Annotated in this window: 20 protein-coding genes; 16 read left to right on the top strand and 4 right to left on the bottom strand. The window is 72.6% G+C overall.

The window, feature by feature from the left end:
- Window positions 1–292 precede the first annotated feature (292 nt).
- The 3 genes from AB0M83_RS38220 (at window position 293) to AB0M83_RS38210 (ending at window position 4,224) form a co-directional block, all read left to right on the top strand.
- Entirely contained in the window at window positions 293–1,180 is an 888-nt protein-coding gene (locus AB0M83_RS38220; protein ID WP_364524943.1) for a peptidase, read from the top strand.
- Between the two features lie 185 nt (window positions 1,181–1,365).
- Window positions 1,366–2,652 (top strand): alpha/beta hydrolase, encoded by a 1,287-nt coding sequence (locus AB0M83_RS38215; protein ID WP_364524941.1) that lies wholly within the window; start codon window positions 1,366–1,368, stop codon window positions 2,650–2,652.
- A 180-nt stretch (window positions 2,653–2,832) separates the two neighbouring features.
- Window positions 2,833–4,224, top strand: coding sequence for a class II 3-deoxy-7-phosphoheptulonate synthase (locus AB0M83_RS38210; RefSeq protein WP_364524939.1), 1,392 nt, complete (start codon window positions 2,833–2,835; stop codon window positions 4,222–4,224).
- Window positions 4,225–4,413: 189 nt separating this feature from the next.
- On the opposite strand, the gene AB0M83_RS38205 is transcribed toward AB0M83_RS38210, so the two are convergent.
- Entirely contained in the window at window positions 4,414–6,195 is a 1,782-nt protein-coding gene (locus AB0M83_RS38205) for an ABC transporter ATP-binding protein (protein WP_364524937.1), read from the bottom strand.
- Window positions 6,196–6,308: 113 nt separating this feature from the next.
- Between AB0M83_RS38205 and mshB the strand changes: the two genes are divergently transcribed.
- From mshB to AB0M83_RS38190, 3 genes are read left to right on the top strand one after another with little or no spacing between them, the layout of a single operon-like run.
- A complete protein-coding gene (gene mshB / locus AB0M83_RS38200) occupies window positions 6,309–7,151 on the top strand; it encodes an N-acetyl-1-D-myo-inositol-2-amino-2-deoxy-alpha-D-glucopyranoside deacetylase (RefSeq protein ID WP_364524935.1) in 843 nt (280 codons plus the stop codon).
- The gene (locus AB0M83_RS38195; protein WP_364524933.1) at window positions 7,148–7,543 is read left to right on the top strand and encodes a hypothetical protein; all 396 of its coding nucleotides are present in this window, start codon (window positions 7,148–7,150) and stop codon (window positions 7,541–7,543) included. The genes mshB and AB0M83_RS38195 overlap by 4 nt, the downstream gene beginning before the upstream one ends.
- Window positions 7,536–8,315, top strand: coding sequence for a hypothetical protein (locus AB0M83_RS38190; protein ID WP_364524931.1), 780 nt, complete (start codon window positions 7,536–7,538; stop codon window positions 8,313–8,315). Before AB0M83_RS38195 ends, AB0M83_RS38190 begins: the two co-directional genes overlap by 8 nt.
- 28 nt (window positions 8,316–8,343) lie before the next feature.
- On the opposite strand, the gene AB0M83_RS38185 is transcribed toward AB0M83_RS38190, so the two are convergent.
- The gene (locus AB0M83_RS38185) at window positions 8,344–9,105 is read right to left on the bottom strand and encodes a site-2 protease family protein (protein ID WP_364524951.1); all 762 of its coding nucleotides are present in this window, start codon (window positions 9,103–9,105) and stop codon (window positions 8,344–8,346) included.
- A gap of 261 nt (window positions 9,106–9,366) precedes the next feature.
- Between AB0M83_RS38185 and AB0M83_RS38180 the strand changes: the two genes are divergently transcribed.
- The 3 genes from AB0M83_RS38180 to AB0M83_RS38170 all read left to right on the top strand — a co-directional run bounded on the left by AB0M83_RS38180 (window position 9,367) and on the right by AB0M83_RS38170 (window position 13,678).
- Window positions 9,367–9,654 carry a WhiB family transcriptional regulator gene (locus AB0M83_RS38180; protein ID WP_364524949.1) on the top strand — a complete coding sequence of 96 codons (288 nt, stop codon included), beginning with the start codon at window positions 9,367–9,369 and terminating at the stop codon, window positions 9,652–9,654.
- 263 nt (window positions 9,655–9,917) lie between these two features.
- On the top strand, window positions 9,918–13,208 hold the full coding sequence (locus AB0M83_RS38175) for a glycosyltransferase family 2 protein (RefSeq protein ID WP_364524929.1): 3,291 nt from the start codon (window positions 9,918–9,920) through the stop codon (window positions 13,206–13,208).
- Complete coding sequence (locus tag AB0M83_RS38170; RefSeq protein ID WP_364524927.1) at window positions 13,205–13,678, top strand: hypothetical protein; 474 nt, start codon at window positions 13,205–13,207, stop codon at window positions 13,676–13,678. Before AB0M83_RS38175 ends, AB0M83_RS38170 begins: the two co-directional genes overlap by 4 nt.
- Window position 13,679: 1 nt before the next feature.
- On the opposite strand, the gene AB0M83_RS38165 is transcribed toward AB0M83_RS38170, so the two are convergent.
- Window positions 13,680–14,144, bottom strand: a complete 465-nt coding sequence (locus AB0M83_RS38165; RefSeq protein WP_364524925.1) for a metallopeptidase family protein — start codon at window positions 14,142–14,144, stop codon at window positions 13,680–13,682.
- A gap of 79 nt (window positions 14,145–14,223) precedes the next feature.
- On the opposite strand from AB0M83_RS38165, the gene AB0M83_RS38160 reads away from it, so the two are divergent.
- From AB0M83_RS38160 to manA, 5 genes are all read left to right on the top strand, one after another.
- On the top strand, window positions 14,224–14,577 hold the full coding sequence (locus AB0M83_RS38160) for a DUF3499 domain-containing protein (protein ID WP_026468546.1): 354 nt from the start codon (window positions 14,224–14,226) through the stop codon (window positions 14,575–14,577).
- A gap of 80 nt (window positions 14,578–14,657) precedes the next feature.
- Entirely contained in the window at window positions 14,658–16,013 is a 1,356-nt protein-coding gene (locus tag AB0M83_RS38155; protein WP_364524923.1) for a phosphomannomutase/phosphoglucomutase, read from the top strand.
- 84 nt (window positions 16,014–16,097) lie between these two features.
- Entirely contained in the window at window positions 16,098–16,319 is a 222-nt protein-coding gene (locus AB0M83_RS38150) for a Trm112 family protein (RefSeq protein ID WP_364524921.1), read from the top strand.
- Window positions 16,303–17,397: a hypothetical protein gene (locus tag AB0M83_RS38145; RefSeq protein WP_364524919.1), complete on the top strand. Its 1,095-nt coding sequence runs from the start codon at window positions 16,303–16,305 to the stop codon at window positions 17,395–17,397. The genes AB0M83_RS38150 and AB0M83_RS38145 overlap by 17 nt, the downstream gene beginning before the upstream one ends.
- A 54-nt stretch (window positions 17,398–17,451) precedes the next feature.
- Complete coding sequence (gene manA / locus AB0M83_RS38140) at window positions 17,452–18,681, top strand: mannose-6-phosphate isomerase, class I (RefSeq protein ID WP_364524947.1); 1,230 nt, start codon at window positions 17,452–17,454, stop codon at window positions 18,679–18,681.
- 393 nt (window positions 18,682–19,074) lie between these two features.
- Here manA and AB0M83_RS38135 read toward each other — a convergent pair whose 3' ends face one another.
- A complete protein-coding gene (locus AB0M83_RS38135) occupies window positions 19,075–21,993 on the bottom strand; it encodes a BTAD domain-containing putative transcriptional regulator (RefSeq protein WP_364524917.1) in 2,919 nt (972 codons plus the stop codon).
- 195 nt (window positions 21,994–22,188) lie between these two features.
- On the opposite strand from AB0M83_RS38135, the gene AB0M83_RS38130 reads away from it, so the two are divergent.
- Both AB0M83_RS38130 and AB0M83_RS38125 read left to right on the top strand, forming a co-directional pair.
- Window positions 22,189–22,374, top strand: coding sequence for a hypothetical protein (locus AB0M83_RS38130; protein WP_364524915.1), 186 nt, complete (start codon window positions 22,189–22,191; stop codon window positions 22,372–22,374).
- Window positions 22,375–22,454: 80 nt separating this feature from the next.
- Entirely contained in the window at window positions 22,455–23,372 is a 918-nt protein-coding gene (locus AB0M83_RS38125) for a cation diffusion facilitator family transporter (protein WP_364524913.1), read from the top strand.
- Window positions 23,373–23,442 lie beyond the last annotated feature (70 nt).

The following is a 23,442-nucleotide window of genomic DNA, read 5'->3' as shown; positions in this document are numbered from 1 at the left end:
GTGACGATGCTCTTGCCCGCCCGCTCCAGCTCCGCGCATTCCTGGCGCTGGACGCCAGGAATGAGTCATTCACTGCACCGGAGGTCCCCTCGCGAGTCGCCGCCGGCTCCCGCGCTTCGGGGTCAGCCGGGGCTCGGGAGCCCTGCGCGTCGGAAGCCGTGCCGCTGGTGAGGCGGCCTTCGACGGTTTCGCTTTTGGGCCGAACGGTGGCTGTGCCCTGTGTGCACGGGCAACTACTTTCGGGTAACTGTGCCGGTTTCGCGGCAATTCACCTCGGCGGAAGGTGGGCGTCTTGAAGCACACGGCTCTCCGTACAGCGGTCGTCACCGCGGTCCTCTCCCTTGCGTTCGCCCTGGTCGGCGCGCCCGCCCAGGCCGCGCCGAAACCCTTCTGGACGCCCGATGCCATGCGGGCGGCCGTCCCGATGGACAACCTCGTCAAAGCGCCTGCCTTCACGCCGAGAGACGTGGCCAGAGGACAGAGCGCGATCATCCGGAGCATTCCGAACGGCGGCGGTGCCTGGACCGGCGGCGGCCAGGTCACGCACACCGCCGGGCGCGTGTTCTTCGTCTTCAACGGCCAAAATGCTTCCTGCTCCGGGGACGCCGTCACGAGCACCAACGGCAGCGTCGTCGTCACCGCCGGCCATTGCGTGAAGTACCAGGGCACCTGGCACACGCAGTGGACGTTCGTCCCGGGCTACGACAACGGCAACGCGCCCTATGGCCAGTGGGCGGCCAAGACCACGCTCACCACGCCGCAGTGGGAAGCCAGTGAGGACATGAACTACGACGTCGGCATGGCCGTGGTGAACCCGCTGAACGGCCAGCGGCTCACCGACGTCGTCGGCGCGCAGGGCATCGCCTTCAACCAGCCGAAGAACCAGAGCATGTACACCTTCGGCTATCCGGCCGCGGCGCCGTACGACGGCACGAAGCTGATCTACTGCAGCGGCAGCACGTTCACCGACTTCCTGCTGACCCAGGACCACGGCATGCGGTGCGACATGACCGGCGGCTCCAGCGGCGGGCCGTGGTTCCTGTCGTTCAACGAGGGCAGCGGATCCGGCGTCCAGGCTTCGGTGAACAGCTTCGGCTACACCTTCCTGCCCGGGTACATGTTCGGGCCGTACTTCGGCACCGACGCGCAGAACCTGTACAACCGCGCGCAAGCCGCGTGACCGCCGTCAGCCCGGGGGAGGACCCGAGGGTCCGGCCTCCGGGCTGACGTCCGCGCGCTCCCGCCGGGGCAGGCTCGGGGTATGCGGAAACTCCTGTACTCCTGGCTTTCCTGCCCCTGCTCGCCGCGCCGCCGGCGAACGCGTCACCGCGTCTCGCGTGGACGACGCCCTGCCCGGACTACGGCATGTCGCCGTCGCCCACGGCCGGGCTCGAATGCGCGAGACTGCGCGTGCCCCTCGACTACGCCCATCCCGGGCGCACCATCGAGCTGACCCTGTCCCGGCACGCCGGCACTCCGGGCAAGCGCCGCGGCGTGCTGCTGATGAACCCCGGCGGCCAGGGCAGCCCCGGGCTCGCCATGCCCGCCCAGCTGCTGCAGCGGATGGGCGGATCCGGCCTGCCGGACGCCTACGACGTCATCGGCTTCGACCCGCGCGGCACCGGCTACAGCACCCCGGTGACGTGCGCCATGACGCCCGAGCAGCGTGGCGCCGTGCTCGGCCCCTACGCGGACAGCCCGCGTGACGTCGTGGTCACCGCGGCGAAAGCGCGTGTCGTCGCGAAGCAGTGCGGCGAGGCGGCGACGGCGGACCTGCTGCCGCACATGACGACCGCGAACACCGCGCGCGACCTCGACCGCGTCCGGGAAGCGCTGGGGGAGAAGAAGATCTCCTACTACGGGCTTTCGTACGGCAGCTACCTCGGCGCCGCCTACGCGTCGATGTTCCCCGCCCGCGGCGACCGGATCGTGCTCGACAGCGTCCTCGGCCCGCGAGGCCTCGACGTCCGCGCCAACCAGCGCTTCGCCGAAGGGTTCGACGACCGGTTCCCCGACTTCGCCGCCTGGGCCGCCGCCCGCGACGACACCTACCACCTGGGGCGGACCCCGGCGGCGGTGACGGCGAAGTTCTTCGAGCTGGCCGCCGTCCGCGGACCGGAGTTCCGGTCGAACACGTGGAACGGGCTTTACGATGATGCGCGCTTCCCAGCGCTGGCCGCGGAGTGGGCAAGCACCGCGCGCGTCGCGGCGGGACCGCTCGACGGCGACACCCGCGCGTCGCTGCAGCTCCAGGTGATCTGCAACGACTCCGACTGGCCCGAGCAGATCGGTTTCTACCAGCGCGCGGTCGAGCGCGAACGGGGGCGCCACCCGATGTTCGGCCCGGCCGCGGCGAACGTGAACCCGTGCGCGTTCTGGCCCGTCGAGCGCACCGAACCGCCGGTGCGCGCCGGCGGCCCCGGGCCGGCGAACGTCCTGCTGGTGCAGAACCTGCGCGACCCGGCGACCCCGCTTTCGGGGGCGCGCGAAACGCGGGCGGCGTTCGGGAACCGGGCGCGGATGGTGACCGTCGACGCGGGCGGCCACGGCGTCTTCACGCGGGAGAACGCGTGCGGGAACGCCGTGGTGCTGGGCTATCTGCGTGACGGGGTCTTCCCCGCGGCGGACGGTTCCTGCCGATCTGCTCGGTGAGGGAGTCGGTTTCTCTCTCCGGGGTTCTCGCGCCGTGCGGACCCCGGCCGCCGAGCTGGGCACGAGTTCCCAGCTCGGCGGCGAGAACCGGGTGCGTCCCGGGCCACACTTCGAGGGATCCGCCAGTCCGGGGGCGAACCGGGCGAAGAGGAGCGGGGCGCGAACCCTATCCTGGTGTTCGTGAACTGGACTGTGGACGTCCCCGTCGACACCCTGCCCGAACTGCCGCCGCTGCCGCCCGAGCTGCGGGAGCGGCTCGACAAGGCGCTGGCCCTGCCCGCCGCGCAACAGCCGGAGTGGCCCGACCCGGACGCGACCCGGCGGGTCCGCGGCGTGCTGGAGAGCGTGCCGCCGATCACGGTCCCGGCCGAGATCGACCGTCTCAAGGGCCGGCTCGCGATGGTCGCCCGCGGCGAGGCCTTCCTCCTGCAGGGCGGTGACTGCGCGGAGACGTTCGAGTCCAACACCGAGCCGCACATCCGCGCCAACCTGCGCACGCTGCTGCAGATGGCGGTCGTGCTGACCTACGGCGCGAGCCTGCCGGTGGTCAAGGTCGGGCGCATCGCCGGCCAGTACGCGAAGCCGCGCTCGGCCGCGACGGACGCCCTGGGCCTGCCGGTCTACCGCGGCGACATCATCAACTCCCTGGTCGCGAAGCCCGAGCTGCGCGTGCCGGACCCGGGCCGGATGATCCGCGCCTACGCGAACGCGGGCGCGGCGATGAACCTGGTCCGCGCCCTCACCGGCGCCGGCATGGCCGACCTGCACCAGGTGCACGACTGGAACAAGGACTTCGTCTCGGCGTCGCCGGCGGCGCAGCGCTTCGAGGCGCTGGCCAACGAGATCGACCGCGGCCTGCGGTTCATGTCGGCCTGCGGGGTGACGGACACGTCGCTGCAGTCCACCGAGATCTTCGCCAGCCACGAAGCGCTGCTGCTCGACTACGAGCGTTCGATGCTGCGCCTGGACAACGCCGACGCGGCGAACCCGAAGCTGTACAACCTGTCGTCGCACTTCCTCTGGATCGGCGAGCGGACCCGGCAGCTGGACGGCGCGCACATCGCGTTCGCCGAGCTGCTGGCCAACCCGATCGGGTTGAAGATCGGCCCGACGACCACGCCCGAGCAGGCCGCGGAGTACGTCGAGCGGCTCGACCCGCGCAACGAGCCGGGCCGGCTGACGCTGATCGCGCGGATGGGCAACGGCAACGTCCGCGAGGTGCTGCCGGGCATCGTCGAGCGGGTCGAGGCGTCCGGGCACAAGGTCATCTGGCAGTGCGACCCGATGCACGGCAACACGCACGAGTCGTCCACCGGCTACAAGACCCGTCACTTCGACCGGATCGTCGACGAGGTCCAGGGCTTCTTCGAGGTCCACAACCAGCTGGGCACCTACCCGGGCGGCATCCACGTGGAGCTCACGGGCGAGGACGTGACGGAGTGCCTGGGCGGCGCCCAGGAGATCTCGGACATCGACCTGTCGGGCCGCTACGAGACGGCCTGCGACCCGCGCCTGAACACCCAGCAGTCACTGGAGCTGGCATTCCTGGTCGCGGAGATGCTCCGCGGCTGACGCTCACCCCGAGCGCCCCAATGTGGCCTTCGGTGCGTCAGACGCACCGAAGGCCGCCTTGGGTGCGTTCAACGCACCGAAGGCCGCCTTGGGTGCGTTCAACGCACCGAAGGCCACATTGGGGCGCTCTGGTCCGGAAACGCGGAAGGGCCCGCACCCAGCAGGGTACGGGCCCTTCAGCGTCGTATGTCAGTCGGCGACGGGGGCCAGCTTGCCGGCCTCCCAGGCCGCGCGGCGCTCGGCCTGCAGCACCGGGTCCGCGACCGGCGCCGCCGACAGCAGGCGGCGCGTGTAGTCCTGCTGCGGCGAGTGCAGCACCTGGTCGCGCGTGCCGATCTCGACCAGCTTGCCGTGCTGCATCACCGCGACGCGGTCGGCGAGCAGGTCGACCACCGCCAGGTCGTGGCTGATGAACAGGCACGCGAACTGCAGCGACTGCTGCAGGTCGAGGAACAGGTCCAGCACGCGGGCCTGCACCGACACGTCCAGCGCCGACGTCGGCTCGTCCGCGATGAGCAGCGCCGGGTCCAGGGACAGCGCCCGGGCGATCGCCACGCGCTGGCGCTGGCCGCCGGAGAGCTCGTGCGGGTAGCGGTTCATGTAGTGCCCGCCCAGCTCGACCTTGTCGAGCAGCGACCGCACGCGGGCCGAGAGCTCCTTGCCGCCCAGCACCTTGTGCAGCACCATCGGCTCGGCGATCGACTCGCCGATCGTCATCTTCGGGTCCAGAGTGGACGCAGGGTCCTGGAAGACGATCGAGAAGTACCGGCGAAGCGGGCGAAGCTCCTTCGCCGACATCTTCGTGATGTCCTTGCCGGCGATCGCGATGGTGCCCTCGGTGGCCTGGAGCAGGCCGACGGCGCAGCGGCCGACGGTCGTCTTGCCCGAGCCGGACTCGCCCACCAGGCCGACGATCTCGCCCTTGGCGATGCTCAGCGAGACGTCGTCCACCGCGCGGTTCTTGCCCTGACCGCGACGGCCCGGGTACTCGAGCACCAGGTTCTTGATCTCGAGGGCCGGCGCGGCCTCCTCGATCACGGCCTCGAGCTCGGCGTCGGCCAGCCGGATCTCCTCGGCGATCTTGGCCGCCTCGGTGCTGTCGGAGGCGATCCCGGAGTCGTCGAGCAGCCGGCGCCCCTCCGGGCGCTGGCCGAGCACCGGCACCGCGGCCAGCAGCCGCCGGGTGTAGTCCTCCTTCGGCGACGCGAACAGCTCGCGCGACGGGGCCTCTTCGACGATCTCGCCCTGGTACATCACGATGACGCGGTCGGCCATGTCGGCGACGACGCCCATGTCGTGGGTGATCAGCACGATCGCCGTGTCGAGGGTGTCCCGCAGCTTGCGCAGCAGGCCGAGGATCTCCGCCTGCACGGTGACGTCGAGCGCGGTGGTCGGCTCGTCGGCGATGATCACCTTCGGATCGCAGGAGATCGCCATGGCGATCACGACGCGCTGGCGCAGACCGCCCGAGAGCTGGTGCGGGTACTGCTTGAACCGCAGCTCCGGGTTCGGGATGCCGACCATGTCGAGCAGCTCGACCGCGCGCTTGTCCGCGGCGGCCTTGGAGATGTCCAGGTGCGAGCGCAGGGCCTCGCGCAGCTGCCAGCCGATCGTGTAGACCGGGTTCAGCGCGGTCATCGGCTCCTGGAAGATCATCGCGACCTGGTTGCCGCGGATCTTCTGCATGTCCTTTTCTTTGAGGTCCGCCAGGTTGCGCTCGCCGAGGCGCAGCTCGCCGGCGATCCGGCTGGTCTTGGGCAGCAGGCCCAGCACCGACATCGACGTGACGGACTTGCCGGACCCGGACTCCCCGACCACGGCGACGATCTCGCCGGGCTGCACGTCGAACCCGATGCCCTTGACGGCGTCGACGACACCGTCCTCGGTCTGGAACGACACGCTGAGGTCGGAGATCGACAGGACCGAACCGGACACGCCGGCGACGTCCGCCGAAGTTGCTTCAGTGCTCACCAAGATGCCCTTCGTGGGGGTACAGACGATCGCGACGCGGCGGTCGCGACTCGCGCGAGGATAACCGAGGGTGTCCCCGACGAAGGTCGGAGCACGGGAATTACGCTCAACCCGTGATCTCCCCGGTACCGCGCAGGCTGCTGCTCGTCCACGCCCATCCCGACGACGAGAGCATCACCACCGGCGCCACGATCGCACGATACGCCGCCGAAGGTGCCGAAGTGACCGTCGTGACCTGCACGCTCGGCGAAGAGGGCGAGATCATGGCCGGCCTGCCGGAGCTGGCCGGGCTGGGCGCCTGGGCGGCCGACCAGCTGGGCGGCTACCGCGTCGCCGAGCTGAAGGCCGCGTGCGCCGCGCTGGGGGTGTCACGGCATCGTTATCTGGGTGGGATCGGCCGGTGGCGCGATTCGGGCATGGCGGGCACGCCGTCGGCCGCGCACCCGCGGGCGTTCACCGGGGGGAGCGCCGAGGAGCAGGCCGCGCAGCTGGCGGAGATCCTCGACGAGGTGCGGCCCCAGGTCGTCGTCACCTACGACTCCTTCGGCGGCTACGGCCACCCCGACCACATCCGCGCCCACGAGATCACCATGGCCGCGGCCCCGCGCGCGGAGTCGGTGGCGCGGGTGTTCCACGTCGTCACGTCGAGTGACGCGATGCGCACCGGGCTGGCCGCGCTGCGGGCCGGCGAGACCGCGTACCCCGTACCGGCCGACGACGAGCTGCCCGTGACGCCGGACGAGGAGATCACGACGACGCTCGACGTCGCCGCGTACGTCCCGGCGAAGCTGGCCGCCCTCCGTGCGCACGCGACGCAGCTGGCCGTGGTCGAGGGCGACGTCCCGTACTTCGCGCTGACGAACGAGCTCGCCCAGCCGATCCCGGCGCGCGACTCCTTCGTCCTGGCTCACGGCCCGGCCGACGGCGCGGCGGACGACCTGTTCGGCGGGCTGTGACGGTGCCCGAGCCGCTGACCGGGGAACAGAGGCTCTTCCTGCTGCTGCTCGCCCTCGACACGGTGCTGCTGGCCGTGCTGGAGCTGTTCTTCCTGCCACTGCGGATCGGCGTCGTGCCGCTGCCGCTGATGGTCGTCGTCGGCGCCGTCACCACGCCGTGGCTGGTGTCGACGACGGCGAAGCTGGTGCGGCCCGGGCTTTCGTGGGTACCCCTGGCGGTGTGGGTGGTCGTCGTGTTCGGCGTCGGCCTGCTGGGCCCGGGCGGTGACCTGGTGCTGATCCAGGACTGGCGGGCGCTGGTCCTGCTCGGCGCGAGTGCGCTGCCGGGCGCGCTGGTGCTCGGCGGCGGGCTGGGCCGCGCCGCCGCGGGAAGGAGTCCGGGACGTGGGTGAAGCGATTTCCGACCGTCAGGTCGTGGCCGTGCTGCGGCCGTTCGTGCGGGCGTGCGGGCCGATGCTCGACGCGCTGCGCGAGTCCGACCCGTTCGGCCTGCAGGCACGCGCGGCCGACGACCTCGCCGAGGTCGAGTCCGGGCTGAAGGCGAAGCTGATCCACGGCGTGACGTCGGTGAAGGTGCCGGGCACGGCGGCGTGGGCGCGGATGACGGGCTACGACCGGTCGAGCTGGTGGATGAACCGCGTCGGCCGGTTCACGGCGCTGCTGACGTCGATCCCGGGCCTGGGCGGCGCGCTGGCCGACCGGCTGCCGGTGCAGGACACGCTCGGCGCGGCGTCGCAGGGGCTGCTGCTGTGCGCGATCGCCGGCGAGTACGGCGTGACGGACGTGGGCACGCGGGTGCGGCTGATCGCGTGGGTGCTGTTCGAGCGCGAGATCGACGCCGACCTCGCGGCGGGCAAGCATCCGGAGCACGACGAAGCGGCGGAGGCGGACGAAGCGGCGAGGCTGACCGAAGAGCTGACGGCGTCGGAGAAGAAGCACGGCAAGGCGACGGTGAAGGCGGCGGGTCGCACGCTGTGGCGGCTCGGGCGCGGGCTGCTCGGGATCACGGAGGAACTGGAGAAGCGGCCGCGGGGCAACCTGTTCCACCGGGCGCTCGGCCTGCTGCCGGTCGTGGGCGCGGCGGGGGACTACCTCGGGGAACGTTCGGGACTGCGCGTCGTCTGGAAGCGGGCGCACGCGTGGCTGACCGAGCACCGCACGTGATCTTCCCGCGCGGTGCCCGGTCCGCGTCTCAGTTCCAGAACTGGAAGACGCTGAACCCGATCTGGGCGCCTTCCACGTAGCCGCCGAAGGCGCCGAAGATCGCGTACGAGCCTTCCCACAGGGCCGTGTTCGCCGGGCGGAAGAACCACAGGACCGCGAACAGGATGATCGGCGCCCACGGGCGCACCTTGGCGCCGAGTTCGCGGGCCCGCGGCGGGAGGTACGGCTCGATCGCGCCCCAGCCGTCGAGGCCCGGGATCGGGAGGATGTTCAACAGGAACGTCACGACCTGGAGCAGCGCCAGGTAGGACATCGCGATCACCAGGCCGCCCGCCATCGGGACCAGCGACACCACCAGGGCCAGCGCCGCCCCGACCGCGAGGTTGCTCAGCGGCCCGGCCAGCGACACCCACGACGACGTCCCGCGGGACTTCAGCGCGCCGCGGTTGATCCAGACCGCGCCGCCGGGGAGCGGGATGCCGCCGATGATCAGGAAGATCAGCGGCAGGATGATCGACAGGACCGGGTCGGTGTACTTCCGCACGTCCAGCGTCAGGTAACCCTTGTGGGCGACGCTGTAGTCACCGCCGCGGTAGGCGACCATCGCGTGGCCGAACTCGTGCAGCGACAGCGACGCCACCCAGCCGGCGGCGACGAAGATCACGACCCCGGCGATGAGCAGCGGGTCGCGGTCGCGGACGAAAACGGTGTTGATGTCACCGAACGCGGCCATCGCGCCACCGGCGACGGTGAGCGCGAGGATGCCGAGGAAGACCGGGCTGGGACGCACTGCTGACTTCTGCACGCTTCCAGTCTTCCGTATGCCCGGTGTGAAGTTACCGGCGTGTCCCCTTGCGCGGTCGGGCCCGAACGTCCCCCGAACTCGCTACTCCGCTTGACCTGACCGCACTACACGGGTGTAATCACAGTGATGTCATTCGTTGTCGAGGGGACAGCGAGTGTCGTTTCACCACCGCCAGCCTGGGGAGTGCTAGGGAGCGAGGAGGCGGACGTGCGGTTGGAAGCCGATGGTAAGGAATGGGGGCACGTCATGAGTTGGGGCGAGATCCCGGAGCAGGCTCTGGGAGATCTCACCGAGCTCATCGATGCCACCGAGGAAGAGCAGGATTGGCAGGAGCGCGCCCTGTGCGCGCAGACGGACCCGGAGGCGTTCTTCCCCGAGAAGGGCGGCTCCACCCGTGAAGCCAAGCGGATCTGCCTGGGCTGCGAGGTCAAGGACGAGTGCCTTGAGTACGCGCTGGCCAAGGACGAACGCTTCGGCATCTGGGGCGGTCTGTCCGAGCGGGAGCGCCGGAAGCTGAAGAAACGAGCGATCTAGGGAGAGGTGTGTTCGCGGAACGCGCGAACCATGATCGCTCGTTTCAGTGTCTTCTGGGGGTGCAACCCCCAGACCCCGCCCGGGGCAAGCCCCCGGACCCCCGCCGTGGTCGCGTTGAGCGTGCAGCTTCGGCTTCGGCAGTTGTCTTGATCGTTCGCCCACGCGGTTCCACTGCGTGGGCGCACGGCGTGGGTTCACCATCGGGTGACGGACCGGGGCCGTAGGGTGGCCGCACCGATCCGCCGCCTGATCTGGAGCGTTCGTTGCCCCGCACCGCCGCGCCGCCCGTCCTGCGCACCGCGCCCGTTCTGGCCATTGTGGTCTGTCACAACGGCGAGAACTGGCTGCCGCTGGCGCTTTCTTCGTTGCGCCGCAGCACCGTCCGGCCCCGGCACGTGCTCGCGGTGGACACCGGTTCCACCGACGCCACCCCGCGGTTGCTCGCCGAGGCGGCCGCCGATCCCGGCCCGGACTCCGCGCCCGTCCTCTCCGGTGTCGTCACCCTTTCCGGTGACACCGGCTTCGCCGCCGCGGTCGCCGGAGCCGTCGAGCACGCCACCGAGCGCTGGGGCGACCCCGGTTCGTGGCTGTGGCTGCTGCACGACGACTGCGCGCCCGAGCCCGACTGCCTCGACGAACTCCTGCGCGTCGCCACGAAAACGCCGTCGGCGACCGTGCTCGGCTCGCTCGGCCTCGACTGGACCGACCCGCGGCTGATCGTCGAAGCCGGCCTGTCCACCGACGCCTCCGGGCACCGCCAGCAGGTGGCCGCGCTCGGCGAAGAGCCCGCCGAGGTGCTCGCCGTGCCCAGCGCCGGCTCCCTCGTGCGCCGCGACGCCTGGGACGAGCTCGGCGGCTTCGACCCCGATTTCCCCTTGCTGCGCGAGGATCTCGACTTCGGCTGGCGCGCGAACGCCGCCGGCGGCCTCGTCCTCTCCGTGCCGTCCGCGCGGGTGCGGCACGCGCGGGCCGTCACCACCGGGCAACGCGCGGCGGACGCCCTCACCACCCCGCTCGCGGCCGCGAACCGCGCTCACGGGCTGCGGGTGTTCCTCGTGAACTGCTCGTCGTTTTCCTTCTGGCTGGGCATGATCCGGCTCCCGCTGCTCTCCCTCCTGCGCGCGCTGGCCTTCGTCCTGCTGCGCCGCACCGGCGAAGCGCGAGCCGAGTTCGCCGCCGCGACGTACCTCCTCAGTGGACGCGGCGGATTGCGCGCCGCCCGCGCCCGCCGGCGGCGGAATCCGCGGCCAGGTACGGTTCGCGGGCTCTTCACCGGCCGCGGGACGCGCTTGCGCAACGCCGTCCGCGCCGGCGTCGTCGGGCTGGTCCGCCGCGGCGTCGAGGAAGACGTCGCGCTCGGCCGCATCCCCGAGACCGTCGAGACCGAGTCGGCGTGGATCACGCCCGAAGCGCTCGACGCGCGCGAGACCCGCCCGGTCGGGCCGGACGCGCTGCCCGCCGGCGCCCTGCGGGGGCTCAGCTCGCGCGGGAACGGGCTGCGCAAACCGGGCACGCTCGTCGCCGTCGCACTGCCGGAAACCGCGGCGCCCGAACCGGTCTCCGCCACCGACGACCCGGCAGCCACCGAAGTCACCGAAGCCGTCTCGGAAGAGCCGGAGCTCGTCTTCGTCGAGGTGAACCGCCGGCGCGTGCTCGCGGCGACGATCTTCGCGCCCCCGGTCGTGCTGCTCGTCGTGATGACCGCGCTGGGGCTGGTGGTCAACCGCGCCCGGCTCGGCCTCGACCTCTTCGGCGGCAAGCTGCTGCCGGTCGGCGGGCTCGGCGAACTCTGGTCGTCCTACCTGACGCCGTGGCACGCGATCGCCGGCGGCACCGGCGCGCCCGCGTCGGCCACCCTGCCGGTGCTCGGCACGCTCGGCGCGGTGTTCGCCCCCATCGGCGGCCCGGCCGCGCTGGTGGCGATCCTGCTCCTCGGCGACATCCCGCTGGCCGCGCTGAGCGCGTACGCGGCGACGCGACGGCTGCGCGTGCGCCGCTGGGTCCGCGCGGTCGTCGCCGCGACCTACGCGCTGCTGCCGGCGGCGACCGCCGGAGTGGCGCAGGGCCGGCTCGACGTCGTCGTGGTGCACCTCGTGCTGCCGCTCGTGGCCGCGGGCATCGCCGGGCTGCTGGTGCGGGCGGACACGCGGTGGCTGCACGTCTCGGCGCTCTCGGCGTTCGGGGTGGCGCTGCTCGGCGCGTTCTCCCCGCTGGCGCACGGGCTCGCGCTCGCCGGGCTGCTGATCGGGTTCGTCGTGCTGCCCGCGCCGACCGGGCTGGCGCGGCGGATCGCGTCGGTCGGCATCGTGGTCCTGCTGCCGCTGGCGTTGCTGCTGCCGTGGCCGACCGTGCTGCTGCGGCACCCGGAACTGCTGGTGCAGGGACTCGGCGGCGCGGCTTCGGCGGTGTCCGGCACCGACCTGGCCGGGCTCGACCCGGGCGGGCCCGGCGCGTGGCCGATCGGTGTCGCGGTGATCGCGGCGGCCCTGATCGCGATCGTCGTCCGCCCGACGAAGCTCGCGGCGGGCGGGCTCGCGCTGGCCGCGCTGGGGGCCGGCGGCCTGGTGCTGGTGCGGCTGGTGACGGCGACGCCGATGCAGGGTGGCTCACCGGCGCACGGCCACGCCGGCGTGCCGCTGCTGATCGTCGGCGCCGGGCTGCTGTGGGTCGTGCTCGGCTCGTGGCAGCGCGGGGGTTCGGCCGGGGTGCCGTCGCCGTGGCTGCCCAAGGTGTTCGCGGTCGCCGGGGTCGGGGTCTTCCTCGCGCTGGCGGCCGGCGCGGTGGTCGTCGGCGGTCAGGGACCGCTTCGCGCCGGCGAACGGCCCGCGCTCGCGCCCGAGGTGTCGGCGGAGGTGTCGGCGTCCGGCCGGTCGGTGCTCGACCTCGCATCGGACGCGACCCGCCAGATCGGCGGCCGCCTGCCCCACTACGGCGACGACGAACTGGCCCCGACGCCCGGCACCCCGGCCCGGCTGGCGGCGTGGCGCCGCGACCTCGGCCAGGGCGACGCGCCGGCGGTCCAGCGCGCGTTCGCCGCCGCGGCCGCCTCGGGCGTGCAGTTCGTGGTGCTGCCGGCGGGAGTCGACCCGCGGGCGTACGTGCCGCCGGCGAAGGACCTGGTTTCGGTGGCCGCGCCGACGTCCGACGGCCGAGGCGTGCTGCGTCTGCTCCCGCCGGCCGGACAGGTGATCTTGATCTCCCCGGAGCAGGCGAAAGCGGCGGTGACGGGCGGCGGCGCGCCCGGGAACGCGCCGGGCGTAGCGCCGGTCCAGGCAGGGCTGCCGGACGTGCGGGTCCGGGTTTCCGACGGGCCGACCGGGCGGCTGCTGGCGCTCGCGGCGGAGCAAGAAGCGGGCTGGAAGGCGTCGGTGGGCGGCAAGAGCGTCCCGATCGTGCCGGCCTGGGGGCACCAGGTGGCGGTGTCGGTGCCGCCGGCGTCGTCCGAGGTGACGGTCGAGTTCCCGGGGACGGAACGGAACCTGCTGCTGCTCGCCCAGCTGGCGGCGGTGCTGTTCACGCTCCTGACGGCGGTCCCGGCCCGGCGCCGCCCGTGACGATCACGGCCCAGTGGGTCCGCGCGTCCTGGACCAAGCGTTCGCGTGGCGGACCCGCCGCGGCCGTGCGGAACGCGCTCCCGGCCGGCTTCGCGCTGCCCGAGCTGCCCGAACGCGGCGCGCACGTGGTGCGGATGCGTGAGGAGGCCGGCTTCGCGCCGGTCGAGACCGTCGAGGGCGTGGGCGCTCTGAACGTGAGCCTCCGCGAGGCAGGCGGGCGCTTGCGGGTGCTGCCCCGCATCGGGCCGCTGTACGGGCTACCGCCCCGGAAGCGGCGCCCGCCGGCGGTGAAGCTCGCGCCCGGGGAGTGGGTGCGCTGGCGGCTCAACTACCGCTTCAGCAGCTCGGCCGGGATGCAGGACTGGTCGTACTGGCTCGACACGTTCAACGTCGGGTACGGCGACCTGCCGGCCGAGGTGTTCCTGGGCGAGCCCACCCGCTTCGTCGACGAGCAGGGCCCGGTCCGGTAGGTCACTCGCCTTCGATGACGTCCGGTTCCACGCCGAGGTAGCCCGCCACCTGCTCGACCAGCACGTCGTGCACCAGGTCCGCCAGCTCGGACGGATCCTTCGCCCGCGCCTCCAGCGGGCGCCGGTACAGCACGATCCGCGCCCGCGTCGGCATGCCGGTCCGGTCCACGCCCGCCGGCACCAGCCGCGACAACGGCACCGAGCCGTCGTGCAGCACGCCGTCGGACGGCGCCCGGCCGTTCTCGCGGACTTCGGGCACGTCGTCCACCGCGACGTCCAGCTTCGTCAGCTCGTGGCGCCAGCGCGCCTCGATCGGTTCCAGCGCGTCGAGCACCAGCGCGTCGAACCGCTCCGCGCGGCTCGCGGCGGCGGGCAGGGTCGCCGGGTACAGCGTCCCGCGCAGGCCCCGGCCGTGCCGGTCCCGTCGCGAGCGCCGCCGCTGTCGGTAGTCACGAGCCGTCGCCACCCCGGAAGTCTATGCGGTCGGCACGTCCCAGCGCGTGTCGCTCCTCCTACCTTGCGGCGACGCGCTATCGTTTCGAATCGTGCGGAGCGTACGGAAGTGTTCGCGTACCGGCTGTCTCGAGCCGGCTGTGGCCACGCTGACGTATGCCTACAGCGACTCGACCGCCGTCGTCGGCCCCCTTGCCACCGCTTCCGAGCCGCACTCGTACGACCTCTGCGAAGCGCACGCGCTGCGGCTGACCGTCCCCAAGGGCTGGGAAGTCGTCCGGCACGAAGGCGCCTTCGCCGCGCCGGACCCGTCGGCCGACGAGCTGACGGCGCTGGCCGAGGCCGTGCGCGAGGCCGGCCGCCCCGGCAAACCGGCCCCCGCGCCCGAGCCCGAAGGCCCTTCCGGGCGCCGCGGGCACCTGCGGGTCCTCCCTGGTCGCGCCTGAACGCGTAACCCACTCACCTCGCCGGTAGGCTTTCCGCGCGGCGCAGCGGGCGCCGGGACGACTATTCGCGGGGAGACGGCGTGCCAGACCTTTCGGGCATCGTGAAGGCCTACGACATTCGCGGCGTGGTCGGCGAGCAGCTCGACGCGGCGCTCGTCCGCGACTTCGGCGCCGCGTTCGCCCTGCTCATCAAGCCGGAAGCGCCGGCGGTGGTGATCGGGCACGACATGCGTGACTCGTCGCCCGGCCTGGCGGCGGCCTTCGCCGACGGCGTCACGTCGCAGGGTCTGGACGTCGTGAGCATCGGGCTCGCCAGCACCGACCAGCTGTACTTCGCCTCGGGTTCGCTGAACCTGCCGGGCGCGATGTTCACCGCGAGCCACAACCCGGCCAAGTACAACGGCATCAAGATGTGCCGCGCGGGCGCCTCCCCGGTCGGGCAGGACACCGGGCTCGCCGAGATCCGCGACACCGTCGAGCAGGGCGTGCCGGAGTTCGAGGGCCAGCGGGGCACCACGAGCGAGCGGGACGTGCTGGCCGACTACGCCGCCTACCTGCGCAACCTCGTCGACCTGTCCGGCAGCCGGCCGCTGAAGATCGTCGTCGACGCCGGCAACGGCATGGGCGGGCACACCGTCCCCACGGTCTTCGACGGCCTGCCGATCGAGGTCGTCCCAATGTACTTCGAGCTCGACGGCAGCTTCCCGAACCACGAGGCCAACCCGCTGGACCCGGCCAACATCGTCGACCTGCAGGCGAAGGTGCGCGAGGTCGGCGCGGACGCGGGCGTGGCCTTCGACGGCGACGCCGACCGCTGCTTCATCGTCGACGAGCGTGGCGAGCCGGTTTCGCCGAGCGCGATCACCGCGCTGGTCGCGGTCCGCGAGCTGGCGAAGGACCCGGGCGGCACGATCATCCACAACCTGATCACGTCCAAGGGCGTGCCGGAGATCGTCGCCGAGCACGGCGGCAAGCCGGTCCGCACCCGCGTCGGCCACTCGTTCATCAAGGCCGAGATGGCCCGCACGAACGCCATCTTCGGCGGCGAGCACTCCGCGCACTACTACTTCCGCGACTTCTGGCGCGCCGACACCGGCATGCTGGCGGCGCTGCACGTGCTCGCCGCCCTCGGCGAGCAGGACGGCCCGCTGTCCGACCTGACCAGCGCGTACTCGCGCTACGCGGCCTCCGGTGAGATCAACTCGACGGTGGACGACCAGGTCGCGAAGATGATGGCGGTCAAGGACAGCTTCGGGACCCGCTCCGGCGTAGAGCTCGACGAGCTGGACGGGCTGACCGTCCAGCTACCGGGTGGTGCCTGGTTCAACCTGCGCCCGTCGAACACCGAACCGCTGCTCCGGCTCAACGTCGAGGCCGCGAACGCCGAGGCCGTGCAGGGGCTGGTGGACGAAGTACTCGCGATCATCCGCAGCTGACCCGTCCCCGTGGAGGGGCTTCCGGGGCCAACTGTGTCCGGAAGGTGCCCTTCACCACACCTCATCGCGTGGTATGGAGGAACCATGGCCATCACGCTCGACGCCCAGCTCCTCGAGATCCTGGCGTGCCCGTCGCCCGATCACGCCCCACTGCGCCCCGGGGCACCGGACGACCCCGAGGCCGACGCACTGACGTGCACCGAGTGCGGCCGGGTGTACCCGGTCCGTGACGGGATCCCGGTGCTGCTCCTCGACGAGGCGACCTTGCCCGGTGACACCGGAACGTCCGATGCCGACAGTGCTTGACGACTCGCTGCTCGACGACCCCGCGCGGCTGGCCGAGGCCGACAGCGCGGGGCTCCTCCGGGCGGCCGCGATGGCCGGCGCGCAGGTGCGGGCGACCGCCGAGCTGGCCGCCGAACTGGAGCTGTCCGACCGGCTCGACGTGGGGCGGCCGCGTGCCGTCGTGCTGATCGACCGGCCGGGCGTGAGCCGGACGCTCACCCGGCTGCTCGCGGCGCTGCTGGCGCCGTCGTGCCCGGTGCCGGTCGTCGTGGCCGAAGTGGTGCCGAGCTGGATCGGCGCGCTCGACGTCGTCTTCGCGCACACCGACGACCCCGGCGACCGCGAGCTTGCCGCGTCGCTGGAACGCGCCGCGCGCTTCGGCGCTTCGGTGGTGCTCTCCGCGCCGGCCGAAGGTCCGGTCCCCGCCGCCGTGGCGGGCAAGGGTGTGCTGCTGACGCCGCGCGTCCCGGTGCCGCCGGAGCTGGCGTTCCCCCGGGGCCTGGCCGCGGGACTGCTCACCGCGAACGCGCTGGGCCTGCTGGTCGCCGACGTCCAGACGCTGGCCGACCAGCTCGACCTGGAGGCCGGGAAGGACTACCTGGCCCGGGATTCGTTCGAGAACCCGGCCAAGGCGCTCGCCCTGCGGGTCGCCGACCGCGTGCCGTTGCTGTGGGGGCTGGACCCGGTCGCGGTCGCCGTCGGCGAACACGCTGCGCACGCTTTCGCCGCCCACGCGGCTACTGTGTGCGACGTCGAGGACTATCGTCAGGCTCTGGCGCGCCCGGCGTTGCGGCGGGCGGCGCAATCGAGTGGCGCGGAGCGTGACATCTTCGCCGATCCGGACGATCCCTCAGGTGACATCCCGACCCGGGTGCTGCTCCTCTCGGTGCGGACCGGTCCGGCCACGGACGCGGCGCGCTACCAAGTCGAGGACCTGCTGCCCGGTGCGGACGTCATCGCCCCGGCCGAGGAGATCGAGGCGGACGAAATCGTGCGGGCCGCGGTGCTGGCGCTGCGGTTCGAACTGGCGGCGGTCTATCTCGGGCTGGCGGCGGGCAGCATCGGCGGCGCGGGCCGCTTCGAGCCCGTGACGGCGTGAGACCCGCCGAGTACCGGTAGCGGCCGGTGCCGAAGGAGTGGAGTTGAGGTGACAGTGGAGCTGCTGCGCAACGCGGTGCGGCCCTACGCCTGGGGATCGCGGACGGCGATCCCCGAGCTGCTGGGCCGTCCGGTACCCGCGCCGCACCCCGAGGCCGAGCTGTGGATGGGCGCCCACCCGGGTGACCCGTCGCACGTCATCGGTCCCGACGGGACCGAGCGGAGCCTGCTCGAGCTCGTCGAGGCCGACCCGGTGCGGCAGCTCGGCGAGCGGTGCGCGAAGCGGTGGGGTGGGCGGCTGCCGTTCCTGCTGAAGATCCTCGCCGCGGAGGAGCCGCTGTCGATGCAGGCCCACCCGTCGGCGGCGCAGGCCGCGGAGGGGCACGCCCGCGAGGAGCGGCTGGGCATCCCGCGCGACGCGGCGAACCGCAACTACCCGGACCCGACGGCGAAGCCGGAGCTGGTCTGCGCGCTGACGGAGTTCCACGCGCTGGCCGGGTTCCGCGAGCCGGAGCGCACCGTCAAGCTGCTGAAGGCGATCGAGACGCCGGGGCTGGCGAAGTACACAGGGCTGCTGGAGGCCCAGCTTGACCCGTCCGGGCTGCGGGCGCTGTTCACGACGTGGATCACGCTGCCGCAGTCGTCGCTCGACCGGCTGCTGCCGGAGGTGCTCGACTCGTGCGTGAAGCACGTCCAGGAGCACGGCGAGTTCGCGGTCGAGTGCCGGACCATCCTCGAGCTCGGGGAAACGCACCCGCGGGACGCGGGCGTGCTGGCGGCGTTGCTGCTGAACCGGCTGACGCTGCGCGCGGGCGAGGCGATCTACCTGCCGGCCGGCAACCTGCACCTGTACCTGCACGGCACGGCCGTGGAGATCCTCGCGAACTCGGACAACATCCTGCGGTGCGGCCTGACGCCGAAGCACGTGGACGTCCCGGAGCTGCTGCGCGTGGTCGACTTCGCGTGCGGCGAGATGCCGGTCCAGTGCGGCGACAGCGAAGACCGTCTTTCGGTGTACCGCACGGACGCGCCGGAGTTCGAGCTTTCGCGCGTCGAGTGGGCTGCCGGTGAGGACGACGAGATTTCGGTCGACAGCGTGGGCCCGCAGATCCTGCTGTGCACGGCCGGCGACCTGCTCGTGACGGCCGACGACGGCGAGAAGGTCGAGCTGCGCCGGGGTCAGTCGGTGTGGCTGCCGGCGGCGGACCCGCCGGTGCGCGTGCGCCCGCTGGACGGTGCGCGGGCCCAGCTGTTCCGCGCGACCGCGGGAAACTGCGAGGACTGACGACCCAGGCGGTCGGCTCACGTACCCAGGCGGTCGGCTCACGTACCCAGAGGGTCGGTTCGCGTACCCAGAGGGTCGGTTCGTGAGCCGACCCTCCAGGTACGCGAGCCGACTGCGCAGGTACGCGAGCCGACCCTCCGGGTACACGCGTGCCCGACGACTTCTGTGTGCGTTCCGTGTGGCGGCGTCCGCCACGATCGACACCGACGGGGGACCTTGGTGCGCTGGTGCGCGCCGCCGGTCCGCTGGGGGTGACGCCGGCCGGATTCGCCCGGCGTCCGTGGGCTGGGGATGGTGCCGCGAGGGGGCGGCACCATCTCGGATCCCCCTCACCGGACGGGGGTGAGGCGGGTGGTGCGGTGAGGGGCAGCACCACCTCGTCTCGCCGGGACGTCAGGCGGGTTCCGTGAGGGCCAGCAGCGCCCGCCGCAACGCCGCCGCGCTCGCATCGCGCGGATCCGCCAAGCTCGCCGCTTCGGCGGCCGCCGAAGCGGCGTCCTCCGGGGAACCCGCCGCTTCGCACGCCCGGCTCAGCACGAGCCACGTCAAGCCGGTCGCGGATCGGCCGCCCATCTCGCGGAACTCGTCGAGGCACGCCCGCAGCACCGGGATCGCCTGCGCCGCGCGGCCTTCGCCGATCCAGCTCGCTGCGATCGCCCGGGTGCACGACAGCTCGCGGGGCCGCTCGTCCAGGTCGCGGGCGAGGGCGCGGGCCTCCTCGAACGCCGCCGTCGCGCGGTCGCGCGCACCCGTCGCCGCCGAGATCGCGCCCAGCGTGCGCAACGACTTCGCCAGCGCCGAACGCGCCATCGTGCCGCGCAGCAGCTCCACCGACTCCGCGATCGCCGCTTCCGCCTCCTCGTCGTCGCCCGTCAGCAGGGACGACCACGCGAACCCGTGCAGCGCCGTGCCGATCCGGCGCGGGTCGCCGCCGGCGCGGGCCGAGGCCAAGGCCAGCAGGTCGGCTTCGTGGGCGTCCGCCACCCGGCCCAGCCGCAGCAGCGCCGCCGACTCCGCCTCCCGGACCAGGAGCGCCTCCGGTTGATCGTCCGAAACAGACAACGCGCGCGCGGTCTGCAACGCCTCTTCGGCGCGGCCCAACCCGATCAGGCAGTGCGCCAGGTTCGCCGAAACCCACGCGTGCGTGCGGTGATCGCCGTGGGCTTCCAGCTCCTTCGCGCATTCGCGGTACGCGGCCGCGGCCTCCTCGTACTGCCCGCGCGCGTGCCGCAGCAGCGCCAGGTTGGCCTCGGCGATCGCCGCCGACGGGCGGTCGTCCGTCGCCGCCAGGACCGTTTCGTACGCCGCTCTCATGTCGGCGTAGTGCCCGTGCAGGTACAGGTACACGCTCAGCTTGTCCAGCAGCAGCAACGCTTCCCGCGCGCCCAGCGACCCGATGAGCCGCACGAGGTTGGCGCGTTCGGCCGCGAACCACTCCTCCGGACGCTCCAGCAGCCGCTCGACCAGCGCGGCCGGCAACGGCTGCGGGAACGGCTCGTGGGCCATCGCCGGCATCGGCACCGTGCGCGGCAGGCGGGCCGCCGCCGCGTCCGCCAGCGCGAGGGTCGCCGCGAGCACCGTCGAAGCACCGCCCTCGACGGGTGGCCCTTCCGCCGCGTACAACCGGACGAGGTCGTGCATCCGGTAGCGGCCCTCGCCGGTCGCGTCCGGTTCGCGCGCCTCCAGCAAGCTCGCTTCGACGAGCTCCTCGACCGCCTCGTCCGCGTCCGGCTCGCCGATGAGCGTCGTGACCGCCCACGCCGGCAGGTCGACGAGCTTGCACCGCCCGAGCAGCCGGAACGCGCGCCGCGCCGGGGGCCGCAGTCCTTCGTGGCTCAGCGCGATGCTGCTCCGGACGGCCAGGTCGCTCACGGTCAGCTCGTCGAGCCGGCGAACCTCGTCCTCCAGGCGATCGGCCAGCTCGCCGAGCCGCAGGTGCGGGCGGATGGCCAGCCGGCTGCCCGCGATCCGCAGGGCCAGCGGCAGCCGCGCGCACGCCGCGACGATCCGGCCGGCCTCGGCGCGCTCGCGGGCCACCCGCGCCCCGGCGAGCCGGTTCAGCAGCTCGGTGGCTTCGGCGTCGGACAGCGGACCGAGGGACAGCCGGTGCGCGCCGGCCAGCCCGCTCAGGCGCTGCCGGCTCGTCACGAGCACCGCGCAGCCCGGCGTGCCCGGCAGGAGGGCGCGGACGTGCTCGGGGTCGCCGGCGTCGTCGAGCACCACCAGCACCCGCCGGTCGGTCAGCCGGCCGCGGAACACCGCCGCGCGGGCGCGGACGTCGTCCGGGACCGCCGGGCCGGGCACCCCGAGGGCGCGCAGCAGGTCGGCCAGCACCTCGCCGACGTCGCGCCCCAGCGGCACGTACAGCTGGCCGTCCGGGAACCGCGCCCGCAGCCGATGCGCCGCGCGCACGGCCAGGGTGCTCTTGCCCGCGCCCGGTTCGCCGGTGAGCACGGCGAGCGGGACGCCGGCGCCGCTGCCCAGCACGGCGGTCAGCTCGGCGAGCTCGGCCTCGCGGCCGGTGAAGTCCGCGATGTCCGGCGGCAGCTGGCACACCGGCCAGACCGGCGGCGGCATGCGCGGGACGGGGTCCTCGCCGCGCAGGACGGCGGCGTGCACGCGACGCACTTCGGCGCCCGGTTCGACGCCGAGCTCCTCGATCAGCGTGGTCCGCAGCCGCCGGTAGATCTCCAGTGAGTCGCCCTGCCGTCCGGCCCGGTGCAGCGCGATCATCAGCTGCGCGGCCAGCCGTTCCCGCAGCGGGTGCTCGGTGATCATGGCCTGCAGTTCGCCGGTCAGTTCGCCGTGGCGCCCGGCGGTGAGCTCGGCGTCCACGCAGTCCTCGAACACGGCGAGCCGTTCGGACTCCAGCCGCGCGACGTCGGCGTCGAGCCGCGGGACGTGCAGCCCGGCCAGCACCGGCCCCCGCCACTGCGCGAGCGCCCGCCGGTAGTGCCCCGACGCGGCGAGGGCATCCCCGGCCCGCTGCCCCTCGGCGACGGCCGACCGGAAGACGAGCAGGTCCAGCTCGTCGGGCTCGACGCACAGCCGGTAGCCGAGCGGCCCGTGTTCGACGCGCAGGCCGTCGATCCGCTCGCGCAGCCGCGAGAGGTAGGTGTGCAGGTTCGAGGCGTAGGACTTCGGCGGCCGCTCCGGCCACAGCGCTTCGACCAGCACGTCGACGTGGACGTGCTGGTTGGCGTTGAGCAGCAGCACGGCCAGCAGGGTGCGCTGCCGATCACCGCGCAGCGCGACCCAGTGCCCCGGCGGGCTTTCGATGGCGAGCGGCCCGAGCACGCCGAAGTGAGCCATGGCACCTTTCCCAGGCTGGTGAGCAGGGAAAGTCACGGTAGCGGAGGGGTACGACAGAAACCGGCGGCCGGGGAGGTCCGCCCGGGTGACCGCCGGTCGCAAGATCACCGAGTCGAGAACGAAACGGCGGCAGTACCGTCCGGATGCCCGTTCGTCTTCGAGCCCGATGCGGGCCCGAAGAGAGGAGGGACGACTGTGACGGGGTACACGCGCTGGAAGGACGTCCGTGCGACGCACGTCGAGCGGGCCGGTGGTGAGGAAGCGGTCGAAGCCGGCAAGCAGGAACTGCTCGCCACGGTCCAGGGGCGCCGCCTCGCCGAGATCCGCCCCGGCCGGGGCACCAGGCGATCTACGGCGACATCGCGGCCATCGCCTGAGTGAACCCCCGGCCGGTGGCGACCCGGCACCGCCGCCCCTATTACGCTCCACCCGGACATTCAGGACCAACCAGGGGAGCGGTCGTGTCAGCTGGAGGCGGAACCAAGGCGATCATCGCCGCGCTCGGGGCGAACGCCGGGATCGCGGCCGCGAAGTTCGTCGGCTTCCTCGTCACCGGGTCGTCGTCGATGCTGGCCGAGTCCGTGCACTCGCTGGCCGATACCACCAACCAGGGCCTGCTGCTGCTCGGCCAGAAGACGTCGAAGCGCGCGGCCGACAAGGAACACCCCTTCGGCTACGGCCGCGACCGGTACTTCTACTCCTTCATCGTCGCGCTGATGCTCTTCACCCTCGGGTCCGCCTTCGCGATCTACGAAGGCGTCCACAAGGTCGGCCACCCCGAACCGCTGGAATCGCCGATCGTCGCGGTGATCATCCTGGTCGTGGCCGTCGGCCTGGAGGGCTACAGCTTCTACACCGCCATCGGCGAGTCCAAGAAGATCAAGGGCGACGCCAGCTGGTGGGGCTTCATCCGCCAGGCCAAGGAGCCCGAACTCCCCGTCGTCCTCCTGGAAGACGCCGGCGCGCTGCTCGGTCTCGTCCTGGCGCTGCTCGGCGTCGGGTTGTCCGTCATCACCGGCAACCCCGTCTGGGACGGCCTCGGCACTCTCGCGATCGGCGCGCTGCTCGGTGTCATCGCGATCATCCTGATCATCGAGATGAAGAGCCTGCTCATCGGCGAAGGCGCCACCGAGCCGATGCTCGCGACGATCGTCGACGAGCTCGCCGCGGGCAAGGTCGAGCGGGTCATCCACATCCGCACCCAGTACATGGGCCCGGACGAGCTGCTCGTCGCGGCGAAGCTGGCGATGGTCCCCGGCCTCGACACCGCCGAACTGGCCTCGGCCATCGACGACGCCGAGGCGCGTGTCCGCGCCAAGGTGCCCGTCGCCCGGCTGATCTACCTCGAACCGGACCTCGACCGCAGTCTCGCGAAGTAGCCCGATCGCTCGGCGAGCCGTCACGCGCTTGACCCGATAGGGTGACCTACCGCGATACCCACAGGTCAGC

The organism is Amycolatopsis sp. NPDC051106 (assembly GCF_040682775.1).
Taxonomy (GTDB): Bacteria; Actinomycetota; Actinomycetes; order Mycobacteriales; family Pseudonocardiaceae; genus Amycolatopsis.
Note: the sequence above shows the minus strand (reverse complement) of the source record. Positions and strands in the feature narration are given on the sequence as shown.

Coding starts and splice junctions, on each gene's coding strand:
- AB0M83_RS38150 (WP_364524921.1), top strand. CDS start 16,098: ATGGCCATCACGCTCGACGCCCAGCTCCTCGAGATCCTGGCGTGCCCG.
- AB0M83_RS38180 (WP_364524949.1), top strand. CDS start 9,367: ATGAGTTGGGGCGAGATCCCGGAGCAGGCTCTGGGAGATCTCACCGAG.
- AB0M83_RS38145 (WP_364524919.1), top strand. CDS start 16,303: ATGCCGACAGTGCTTGACGACTCGCTGCTCGACGACCCCGCGCGGCTG.
- AB0M83_RS38135 (WP_364524917.1), bottom strand. CDS start 21,993: ATGGCTCACTTCGGCGTGCTCGGGCCGCTCGCCATCGAAAGCCCGCCG.
- AB0M83_RS38215 (WP_364524941.1), top strand. CDS start 1,366: ATGTCGCCGTCGCCCACGGCCGGGCTCGAATGCGCGAGACTGCGCGTG.